The sequence below is a fragment of the Catenulispora subtropica genome (assembly GCF_039531675.1).
GTDB lineage: Bacteria > Actinomycetota > Actinomycetes > Streptomycetales > Catenulisporaceae > Catenulispora > Catenulispora subtropica.
This window is the reverse complement of sequence record NZ_BAAAQM010000059.1, coordinates 56454-67258: the sequence shown is the minus strand read 5'-3', so window position 1 is coordinate 67258 and position 10805 is coordinate 56454. Positions and strand designations below refer to the sequence as shown.

Sequence of the window (10805 nt, the reverse complement as noted above, 5' to 3'; positions counted from 1 at the left end):
CCGTCCAGGTGGATCCATCACCACCTCACGAGACCAGCAACACCCCGAGACCACCCAGCCGAGACCAGCCGCCCCCGAGACCAGCCACCCCCGAGGCGCGGTTGCCCACCTCACCGACCGGCGGCCGAAGAAGCCCCAGGCGGGGTGGGGTCGTGGACACCGCGACCGCCAGCCGCAGACCACAGCGCCAGCCGACCAACCCCGCACCATCACCACCCTGGCCGAAGGTCGTATCGAGCCTTTTCACCCACAGACCAACCGCAGCCCGCGCCACAACTCCCGCGCCCCAACTCCACCCCACACCCCACATCCCACATCCCACACCCACCCCGCATCCCCCACCCCACCCTCAAGAGCGCCCCATCTCCTCCCGCAGCCGATCAGCCTGCGCGGCCAGATAAGCCCGGTCCAAATCATTGACCGCCCGCAGCGCCGCACCCTCATACCCGGCGACGGCCCCGGCCGCGTCACCCGCCATCTCCAGCAGGTGCGCACGGACCGCGTCCAGCCGGTGGTGGCCGCTCATGCGCGGGTCGTCCTCCAGTACCGCCAGCAGCCGCAGCGCCTCCGGTGCCCCGTCGACCATCGCGGTGGCGACGATCCGGTTCAGTGTCGCCATCGGGCTCGGGGCCAGTCGGTCGAGCAGCTCGTAGAGGGCCAGCACCTGCGGCCAGTCGGTGTCCGGGGCGCCGGAGGCCTCGGCGTGGACGGCGGCGATGGCGGCTTGGATCTGGTAGGGGCCGACTGGGAAGCGGCCCAGGGTGCGGCGAACCAGGTCCACGCCCTCGGTCACGTAGTCCCGGTTCCACAGGGTGCGGTCCTGCTCGGCCAGGGGGATCGCGGTGCCGTCGGGCGCTGTGCGCGCCGGGCGGCGGGCGTCGGTCAGGAGCATCAGGGCGAGCAGGCCGGCGGCCTCGCCGTCGTCGGGCAGGAGCACGTGGGCCTGGCGCGCCAGGCGGATCGCGGCGTCGATGAGTTCCGCGCGGTACACGCGCTGGCCGGCTGTCGCGGTGTGGCCCTCGCTGAAGATCAGATACACCACGTGCAGTACCGCTCGCACGCGCTCGGGGCGTTCGGCGGCGGTCGGGGGGCGGAACATGCGTCCGGACCGGGACACCTGACGCTTGGCGCGGCTGATCCGCTGCGCCATCGTCGCCTCGGGGACCAGGAAGGCGTGGGCGATCTCGGCGGTGGTCAGGCCGGCGACCGCCCGGAGGGTCAGGGCGACCTGGGAGGCCGGGGTCAGGGCGGTGTGGCAGCAGAGGAACAGGAGTTTCAGCGTGTCGTCGCCGGGTGCCGGGTCTTCGTCCGCGGCCGGCGCCATGAGGACGTCGGGGGTGGTGGACGCGGCCACTGCCGCTTCGCGCTCGCGGCGGGCGCGGTCGCTGCGCAGGCCGTCGGTCACGCGGTTCGCGGCGACCGTCACCAGCCACGCCGAGGGGTGGTCGGGCACGCCGCCGGCCGGCCAGTGCGTCGCGGCGGCCAGCAGCGCCTCCTGCACCGCGTCCTCGCACGTGCTGAAGTGCTGCTGCCCGTAGCGCCGCACGAGCGTGGCCAGGACCCGGGGCGCGTGCTCGCGCAGCAGCGTCTCCAGGCCCGGCTCCGAAGTCACGGCCCTGATTCTACGGGCCCCCGCGGCCGTCGATCACCGGCGACACGTCCGGCCGCGGAAGGTGCCCGCCGTGTTCAGGGCGGCCGATACACCGCGTTCAGGACCTTCGGCACAGTACGTTCAGCGCCGACGGCACAGCACGTTCAGGGCCGCCGGTACAGCGCGTTCAACTCCGGAAAGGAAGCCAGATCCGGCACCGTCCACCCATCGAGGTCGTACTCCGCCATGCACTCCTCGGCGAAGGCCCGGTAACCATCGAGCTGGCCCGAGGCGAGCTGCGAGAAGTACAGCTCCACCCGGGTGTTCTCGTGGTTGCCCGAGTAGTTCCGCTCGTAGAGCTCGTGCCGGCCCCCGAACTCGGTGCCGACCGCGTCCCACAGCAGCTTCATGAGCTTCACGCGCTCCACCGCCGTGGTCCCGCCGGAGCCGCGCACGTACTTGTCGAGGTACGGCCTGATATCCGGGTTGCGGAAGTCCTCGGCGCTGGAGGGCATGTAGATCAGCCCGCTGGCGACGTCCTGCAGGATGATCTCGCGGATCCGCGGATAGCCGATCTGCATGAACCAGCGATACGCCATGCCGTAGTCCGGGTTCGGCAGCACCGCCCCGTTCTTCCACGGCACCGGGTTCCGCGCCGCCGCGTCCGACAGCCCCCAGAACAGGTTCCGCCACGCCAGCACCTCCCCCAGCCGGCTCTGCACGCCCCGGAAGTCCCGGGTCCCGGTCACCTCCAGGGCCTTCGCGAGCAGCCCCGCCAGGAACTCCAGCTTCACCGCCAGCCGGACGCAGCCGTGGAACGTGAACCGCTCCGGGAAGCCCGAGCGCGCGGTGAACATCTGCACCTTGCCCAGGTCCCCGTAGATGAAGACGTTCTCCCAGGGAATCACGACCTTGTCGAGCACGAGGATCGTGTCGTTCTCGTCCAGCCGTGACGACAGCGGATAGTCGAACGGGCTCCCGGCCACGGCGGCGGTCGCGGTGTAGGACGGCCGGCAGATCAGCTTCACGCCGGGCGCGTCCATCGGCACCGTGGCCACCAGGGCGTACTCGCGTTTCCGGATCGGCAGTCCGTAGTGCGCGATGAAGTTGTAGTGGGTCAGCGCCGAGCCGGTCGCCACGACCTTGGCGCCGCTGACCACCAGACCCGCGTCGGTCTCGGCCTCGGCGTGGATGAACACGTCCGCCACCTCGTCCGGCGGCCGGTCGCGGTCCACCGGCGGGTGCACGATCGCGTGGTTCCAGAACAGCACCCGCTCCTGCGACGTGCGGTACCAGCTCCGGGCGTTTTCGGCGAAGTCCCCGTAGAAATCGGCGTTCGCGCCGAGCGTGCCGAGGAAGGACGCCTTGTAGTCGGGGCTGCGGCCCATCCAGCCGTAGCTCATCCGGGCCCACGCCGCGATCGCCGCCTGGTCGGCGACCAGGTCCTCGGCGGACCGCGGCGTGGTGAAGAACCGGTGCGTGTAGCCGTCGCCACCGCCGTCGACCGGGCAGGTCAGGACGTCGCGGTGCGCGGGATCGTGCAGCGCGTCGTAGAGCCGGGCCGTCATGCGCACCGGGTTGTGGAACGCGGGGTGCGAGGTGACGTCCTTGACGCGCTCGCCGTACACGTAGACCTCGCGACCGTCCCGGAGGCTGTCGACGTACTCCTCGCCGGTCATCGGGCGGGTGGCCATGCCTGCCTCCTCAGCGCAGCTCGACGCCGCAGTTCTCGACGGCGGCGATGAACTCGCCGCGCGCCAGGGCCGCGGCCACGGTCTCGATGTCGTCGGCCATGTACCGGTCCCGCTCCAGCGGCGGCACCAGCGAGCGCACCGCGTCGTAGGCGGCGCGGCCGGCCGGGCCGAGGCCGTCGTAGCGTCCTGAGACGTCCACCGCCGAGGCCGCCGCCAGGTACTCCACGGCCAGGATGTACTGGTTGTTGCGCAGCACCCGGCGGGCGTTGCGGGCGGCGATCAGGCCCATGCTGACGATGTCCTGGTTGTCGCCGTTGGACGGCACGCTCTGGGTGCTGGCCGGGCCGATGGTCCGGTTCTCGGCCACCAGCGCCGTCGCGGGATACTGGGCCCCGGCGTAGCCGCTGCTCAGCCCGGGATCGCCGGCCACCAGGAACTCCGGCAGGCCGTAGCTCAGGTGCCGGTTCAGCACCCGGTTGAGCTGCCGCTCGGCCAGCACCCCGAGCTGGGTCAGGGCGATGGTGGTGAAGTCCATCGCGAACGCCACCGGCTGGCCGTGGAAGTTGGCGCCGTGGAAGACCTCGTGGTCCTCGAAGAACAGCGGGTTGTCGTTGGCGGAGTTCAGCTCGGTCTGCACCTTGTTCGTGACGTGCGCCAGCGTGTCGCGGACGCTGCCGAGCACCTGCGGCATGGCCCGCAGCGAGTACGCCTTCTGCAGGTAGATCTCGGTGCGGGTGACGTCCTGCCCGTCGCGCTTGGCGGCGGCGACCTGGCGGCGCAGGTCGGCGTGCTCGACGGTGAGGCGGCTGCCGCGCAGCAGGGCCCGCATGTTCGCGGCGGTGTCGATCTGGCCGGGATGCGGGCGCGCGACGTCGTGGCCCTCGGGCTGGAACGGGCCCATGGAACCGCGCACCGCCTCCACCAGCAGCGCCGAGACGATCTCGGCCTGCCGCACCTGCTCCCAGGCCCGGCCCACGACCAGGGCCCCGAGGCCGGTCATCGCGGAGGTGCCGTTGATCAGCGCCAGGCCCTCCTTGAACTTCAGCTCCAGCGGCGCGATGCCGAGCTCCTTCAGCACCGGCCCGGCCGGACGGACGTCGCCGGGGGCGTTCGAGCCGTCGGCGCCGAGGAAGTAGCCCTCGCCGATGACCGTGCTGGCGATGTGCGACAGCGGGGCCAGGTCGCCGCTGGCGCCGAGCGAGCCGATCTCCGGGATGGCGGGGATCAGGCCCCGATTGAGGTAGAGCGCGAGCCGCTCCAGGATCTCCGGCCGCACCGCCGAGTAGCCCTTCGACAGGGCGTTGAGACGGGCCGCGACCACGGCGCGCGCCTCGTCCAGGGCGAAGAACGGGCCGACGCCGGCACTGTGGCTGCGCACCAGGTTGGTCTGCAGCTCGGTCTCCCGGTCGGTGTCGACCAGCATGTAGATCATCTCGCCGTAGCCGGTGGTGACCCCGTAGACCGGGATCCCGGCGCGGACCACGTCCTCGAACACGGCCCGGCTCTTGCCGGCCTTGGCCAGCGCCTGCGGCGCCACCGAGCACGCGGCCCGGTCCTCGGCCACGCGGCGCACCGCGGCGACGTCGAGGCGCTCGCCGTCGAAGACGACCGGCGCGCTGGGGTGGGTGGGCATGGCCTCACTCCTTCGTCTGGATCTGGTGGTTCGGGGGCTCAGGGGGCTCGGGTGGTTCAGCGGGATCGGTCGATCAGGGCCGCCAGCGCGGCCAGGGTCTGGTGGGTGTAGACGTCGGCGGCGCTCACCGGAACGGCCAGCCGCTCGCGGACCCGCCGCAGCAGCACCGGGATCTGGAGCGAGGAGCCGCCGAGGGCGAAGAAGGACTCGTCGACGTGTTCGGGCACGGCGCCGAGCAGCCCGGCCCAGACCGCGGCGAGCTCCTTCTCGGTGACGGTCGCGGGCGCGCGGGCGACGGCGGACCTGGTGGCCGCGGCGACCTGTGCGTTCAGCCGCCGGCGGTCGACCTTGCCGGTGGGCGTCCGCGGCAGGCGGTCCATGGTGCGGTAGAGCGCCGGCAGCAGGGCGCGGCCGAAGCGGCGGCGCAGGTGCGAGCGCCACGCGTCCGGGGCGCCGAGGGGAGCGCCGTCGGGTCCGCGGCGGGGGACGACGCAGACCACGAGGCGGACGGCGAGGCCGTCCTGGTCGGCGACGGCGACGACGGCGCACTCCGCGACGCTCTCGTGCCCGGCCAGCGCGGCCTCGACATCGGCCAGCTCCAGCCGGCTGCCGAGGAGCTTGACCTGGCTGTCCTTGCGCCCGCGGTACTCGAGCGCGCCGTCGGCGCGGCGGCGGGCGAGGTCTCCGGTGCGGTAGCAGGGTCCTTCGATACCGGGGACGGCGGCGAAGGCGGGATGGTCCTGGGCGCGGGAGCCGAGATAGCCGTCGGCGACGTAGCGGCCGGCGATGACGAGCTCGCCGGTGACGCCGGCCGGACAAGGGCGGTCCTCGGCGTCGAGGACGAGGACCAGGCGGCCGGGGATGGAGCGGCCGATGGGCGCCGGCCCGGCGAGGGGGCCGGTGATCTCGTGCCAGGTCGCGGCAACGGTCTCGGTGGGGCCGTAGAGGTTCGCGACGCGGGCCAGAGGCAGGGCGGAGCGGAGTCCGGCGGCGAGGTCGCCGGGGAGGGCCTCGCCCATGAGCAGCAGGACGCGCAGCTCGGCCAGGCGCTCGGTGGCGCGGCGTTCGGTGATGACGTGGAAGAGTTCGCGGGCGAAGCTGGGAACGGTTTGCAGGACGCTGATCCGCTCCTGCGCCAGCCAGTCGACGAAGCGCTCGGGGTTGGCGCGGATGCGGTCGGGCACCGGGCACAGCGTCGCGCCGGAGACCAGCGCGGCGAAGGTCTCGGCCAGGGCCGGGTCGTGTTCGGGCGTGACCCACTGGGCGACGCGGACGGCGGGGCCGAGGTCGAACTCGGCGGCGAGCCAGCCGGCGAACTGGGCGAGGGCGGCGTGGGTTTGGGCGATGCCTTTGGGGGCGCCGGTGGAGCCGGAGGTGTAGGCGACGTAGGCGAGATCGTCGAGGGTCGGGGGCGGGGGCGGAGGCGCGGACGAGGGCGGTTCAGGGAAGGACGCGTCCGCGGCGCTCTTGGCCTCCACGGCGATGACCGGGCCGCCGGTTTCAGTGCGGTACCACTCGGCGAGGTCGTCGGGGCCCGAGTCAGACGCGACGAGCAGGGCCGCCGGCTTGAGGTCGGAGACGACCGCGCGTCCGCGGTCGCCCGCGTCGCCGACGCCGAACCAGCACAGGTGGGCGCCGGCTTCCAGGACTCCGAGGAGGGCGGCGTATGGGAGCGCGCCGACGGGGAGGCGGACCACGACGGGGTCACCGGGGCGGACTCCGGCGGCGCGGAGGCCCTGGGCCACGTGCGCGGCCGTGCGGCGCAGGGTCTGGTAGCTCATCGGACCGTCCGCCGCGTCGACGGCGATCGCTTCCGGATCGGCGAGCGCCTGGCGGCGGATCAGCTCGACGGCGGTGTGGGTGAGACCGTCGCCGATCCGCCGGTCCGCGTCGCTGACAGCGCGCTCGGTCTCCTCGGCGGTTTCCAGAACGAGGTCTGCGATGGCGGTGTCCGGAGCCTCGGACGCGTGGCGGAGCAGAGTGCGGTAGTGGCGCAGGATCATCTCAGCGGTCTGCTGGTCGAACTGGTCGGCGTCGTAGGACAGGGAGACGACCGATCCGTCGACGGAGAAGAGGAGGTCGGCATCGGCCGGCCCGGGTTCCCGGCACGGCTCGGCGACGGCGCCGGCGAGTGCCAGAGCGGGTGCGGGGGTGGTGCGGTAGGTGAAGACGACGTCGCAGAGCGGGACGCGCCGCGCGTCGCGGGGAACCGGCAAGGTGGCCAGGACGCGCGCCAGCGGGACGTCGTGCCGCAGCGCCTCATCGGCTCGCGAGGCTTCCAGCACCTCGCGGAAGGTCGACCCCTCGGCGAAGTCGGCAGGCAGCACCAGGAGGTTCCTGGCCAGGACCGCCACGGCGACCCGGTCAGCGCCGGTGTAGCGGTGCAACAAAGCCTGGAGGGCGGCGAGCATCACGGCGAAGGGCTGCGGATCGACCGTGCCGACGACGAGCCCCGCACCGGCGAGCGGTTGCGCGGGTCGCGGGCGGTCGGCGGGGAGCTGGAGGTCGGACGGCAAAGGGGTCAGAGTGGACCGCCACCAGGCCAGGTCCGGGTTGTCCTCGTCGCACAGCAGGGAGAGTTCTGACACCAGGGTGTCGAGGAACGCCTCGTCCCCGAACGCCCGCGGTACCGACAGCCGGACCCGGTACTCCCCCTCGCCGTGCCGGATCACCGCCAGCTGCGCATGCTCGGACGGTGCCGGTTCGGCCGCGTCCCCCGGCCCCGCGACGCCGGCCAGTCCCAGCGTCGCGAAGCCGGCCGGGGCGTCGTCCAGGCCCCGGAACCGGAACGCTTCGGGCCCGGCGTCCACCCGGGTCCGCCGTTCCGGTGTCCCTTCGCGCGTCACGAGTGCCGACCGCAGGGCCTCGTGCCGCTCCACCAGCGCCCGCCAGGCCGCCGCCAGCCGGGGGACGTCGAGCGCGCCGGTCACGTGCCACGCCCGGCACAGCGGCGCCGGCTCGCGGCCCAGCTCCCGCAACAGCCACTGCCCTTGCTGGGCCTCGGTCGCCGGCGCGTGCCGGAACTGGGGTGCTTCACTCATGGACAGCCTCCATCGGCTCGCCGGACCGGGCGGTCCGCGGTTCGGTCCGGCAGCGGTACGGGCCGTTCGGTCAGGCGGCGCGGCGGACCCTGCGTCCCATCCGCCCGCCGCCCGAACTCACTCCGGCACCGCGGCGCTCTCCTTCGCCCGCTCCACCACCGGCCGCGCCGGCTCGCCGGCCGGCCCGCGCAGCGCGTGGAACAGCACCTTGAGCACCATCCGCGGCCGCATCAGCGACTCGGGGCGCTCCAGCATCCCGGCGGCCCGCATATACGCCTCGGTCACCGCGCTGCTGCGGGTCGCGGCGGTCTGCACCATGGCGAGGTACCGCTGCCCCATCCGGATCTTCAGGCTCCGCTCGCCCTTCACGCCCGGGAAGCTCAGGTCGACGGTCTGCGTCATCTCCCACGGCGGGTCGAGGACGTCCTTGGCGAGGTCCGCGAAGAACCGCCGCGGGTCCGGCGTCGCGCCCGAGTGCAGGTGCTGCCGCAGCGTGAGCGCCGAGAGCGCCGCCACGGTCATCCCCTGCGCGTAGACCGGGTTGAAGCAGGACACCGCGTCGCCGATGACCAGCAGGCCGGACGGGAAGCGCGACATGCGCTCGTACCGCCGCCGCTGGGTGGTCGGGAAGCGGAAGGCGACCGGCTCGTCCAGGGGTTCGGCGTGCTGGAGGGCGGCGTGGATGTCCGGGACCGGCAGCTTCTTGACGAACTCGTACAGGCCCTGCTGGTCCGTCGGGGGGTGGTCGCCGAGGATCCCGTACACCGTGAGCAGCGTGCGGTCGCCGTCGGTCTTGGTGAAGATGGCGCCGCGCGGGACGTCCGGGGAGGCGACGGGGATGATGGCCAGGTCGCCGGCGTAGGGGTCGGCGGTCATGCGGTAGTGCTGGGTGACGTAGCCCAGGCCGATGTTCGTCCGCTCCTCCTCGACCCGCGGATAGCCGAGCTCCTCCAGCCACACGGGGGTGCGGGAGCCGCGGCCGGTGGCGTCGACCACCAGGTCGGCGGTCAGGACCTCGTCCGGTTCGCCGGGGTGCTGGACCCGCACGCCGGTGACGCGGCTGTGGTCGGGCGAGGTGACCAGGCCGAGGATGTCGCAGCGTTCGACGAACCGGACGGCGGACTGCTTGGCCGTGTGCTCGCGGATGCGCCGCTCCATCAGGGGAGCGGTGGCGGGCACCGCGATGTAGCCGATGTCGGCGCGCTTGACGGGACGGCCGCGGAAGTACCAGCGGACCGAGCCGGAGAAGTCGCCGTAGGGCGTGCCGTCGGCGATCAGCTGGTCGGTGATGCCCGGATACAGCTCCTCCATCACCACCCGGCCGCGGACGTGCATCGCGTTGATGTGCCGGCCCTGGGGCCGGCCGCGGCGGGGGCCGGCGACGCCGACCAGGGCGTCGCGGTCCACCACCAGGACCTCGTCGTAGGCGTCGGCCAGCACGCGGGCCGCGAACAGCCCCGCGATGCTGCCGCCCAGGACCACTGCGCGCGTTCGCTCCTCGGCGACCACCGCGCCACCTCCTCAGCTGGCAGGGAAGGGGACCGACCGGGTCAGGCCGCCGTCGACGACCAGCTCCTGGCCGGTGATGTAGGCCGCCCGGCGGGACAGCAGGAAGGCCACGGCCTCGGCGACCTCCTCGGGGCGCCCGATCCGGTCCAGCGCCACCTCCGAGCGGAACATGCTCCGCACCTGGTCGGAGCCGGTGACCGCGTCGAACATCTCGGTGCCGATGTGGCCGGGGGTCACGGTGTTGACCCGGATTCCGGCGCCGGCCAGGTCGGCGGCCAGCGTGCCGGCCAGGTTGCGGACGGCGGCCTTGGTGGCCGCGTAGAGCGCGCCGAGCGCGACGCCGCGGTGCGCGGTCCAGGACGACACCAGCACCACCGAGCCGCCGTGACCCAGCAGCGGCACCGCCTTCTGCACGGTGAAGAACGCGCCCTTGAAGTTCACGCCGACCAGCTGGTCGAAGTCCTGCTCGGTGTAGCCGGGCAGCCGGTTCAGCATCCCGGCGCCGGCGTTGGCCACGACGCCGTCCAGGCCGCCGAACCGGTCCCGGACGGCGGCCGCCAGGTCGTCCAGCTGCGCCGGGACCGACACGTCCGTGGGCACCGTCAGCACCCGGTTGCCGGCGTCGAGGTTCTTGGCGGCGCTCTGCAGGCGCTCGGCGCTGCGGCCGGCCAGCACCACGGACGCGCCGGCGGCCAGCAGCAGCCGCGCGGTCGCCAGGCCGATGCCGCTGCCGCCCCCGGTTATCAGGACCGTGCGGTTGTCGAAGTCTCCCATACCTGCACCATGGCGGCGCGGGATATGGGCGGGCATCTCCAGAAATGCGCCGTATCGCAGAGTTCTGTCAGGGTTTCCGGGCAGCCCGACGGCCGCCGGCGCGTGGGGCCACGCCGGCGGCGGTCGGTCCGGAAGGGCCCGCCGTCAGGACGGGAGGTTGGCGGGGCTGTTCTGGTACGCCGTCAGCAGCCACTCGCCGTCCTGGCGCGCCAGCAGCCAGGAGGCCCGGATCTCGGCCTCGGCCGAGACCTCGGTCTGGCCCGGCTGCAGCACGCCGCCGGCGGTGATGAGCAGCACGGAGTCGGCGCCCAGCGGCTTCACCGCGATCGGTGTGCCGGTCACGCGGGTCCCCTTCAGGAACCCGTCGAACGCGGCGGCCATGAACCCGCCGATCTCCTGCCGGCCCTGCCGGAACACGCCCGGCAGGATCATCGTGGCGTCCTCGGTGAAGACGGCGGCGAACGCGTCGGCGTCGTGGTCGGCCCAGGCCTGGACGATGCGGCCCGGCACGGCGGCCACGGCGGCCTGGTCCTGGGGTGTGAGGGTGGCAGTGGTCATGAATG

The 10805-nt window shown here is 73.2% G+C and carries 7 protein-coding genes; all 7 read right to left on the bottom strand.

Annotated features, from left to right (window positions below; all coding sequences use genetic code 11):
- Positions 1-349 precede the first annotated feature (349 nt).
- The 7 genes from ABD466_RS36150 to ABD466_RS36120 all read right to left on the bottom strand — a co-directional run bounded on the left by ABD466_RS36150 (position 350) and on the right by ABD466_RS36120 (position 10800).
- Positions 350-1612 carry an RNA polymerase sigma factor gene (locus ABD466_RS36150; RefSeq protein WP_344661766.1) on the bottom strand — a complete coding sequence of 421 codons (1263 nt, stop codon included), beginning with the start codon at positions 1610-1612 and terminating at the stop codon, positions 350-352.
- A gap of 143 nt (positions 1613-1755) precedes the next feature.
- Positions 1756-3285 (bottom strand): 4-hydroxyphenylacetate 3-hydroxylase family protein, encoded by a 1530-nt coding sequence (locus ABD466_RS36145; protein WP_344661765.1) that lies wholly within the window; start codon positions 3283-3285, stop codon positions 1756-1758.
- A 10-nt stretch (positions 3286-3295) separates the two neighbouring features.
- Positions 3296-4918: a tyrosine 2,3-aminomutase gene (cmdF, locus tag ABD466_RS36140; RefSeq protein WP_344661764.1), complete on the bottom strand. Its 1623-nt coding sequence runs from the start codon at positions 4916-4918 to the stop codon at positions 3296-3298.
- A gap of 56 nt (positions 4919-4974) precedes the next feature.
- Complete coding sequence (locus tag ABD466_RS36135; RefSeq protein ID WP_344661763.1) at positions 4975-7959, bottom strand: amino acid adenylation domain-containing protein; 2985 nt, start codon at positions 7957-7959, stop codon at positions 4975-4977.
- Between the two features lie 117 nt (positions 7960-8076).
- Positions 8077-9468 carry an FAD-dependent oxidoreductase gene (locus ABD466_RS36130; protein ID WP_344661762.1) on the bottom strand — a complete coding sequence of 464 codons (1392 nt, stop codon included), beginning with the start codon at positions 9466-9468 and terminating at the stop codon, positions 8077-8079.
- Positions 9469-9480: 12 nt separating this feature from the next.
- Positions 9481-10242, bottom strand: a complete 762-nt coding sequence (locus ABD466_RS36125) for an SDR family NAD(P)-dependent oxidoreductase (RefSeq protein WP_344661761.1) — start codon at positions 10240-10242, stop codon at positions 9481-9483.
- Positions 10243-10386: 144 nt separating this feature from the next.
- A complete protein-coding gene (locus tag ABD466_RS36120) occupies positions 10387-10800 on the bottom strand; it encodes an SgcJ/EcaC family oxidoreductase (protein WP_344661760.1) in 414 nt (137 codons plus the stop codon).
- Positions 10801-10805 lie beyond the last annotated feature (5 nt).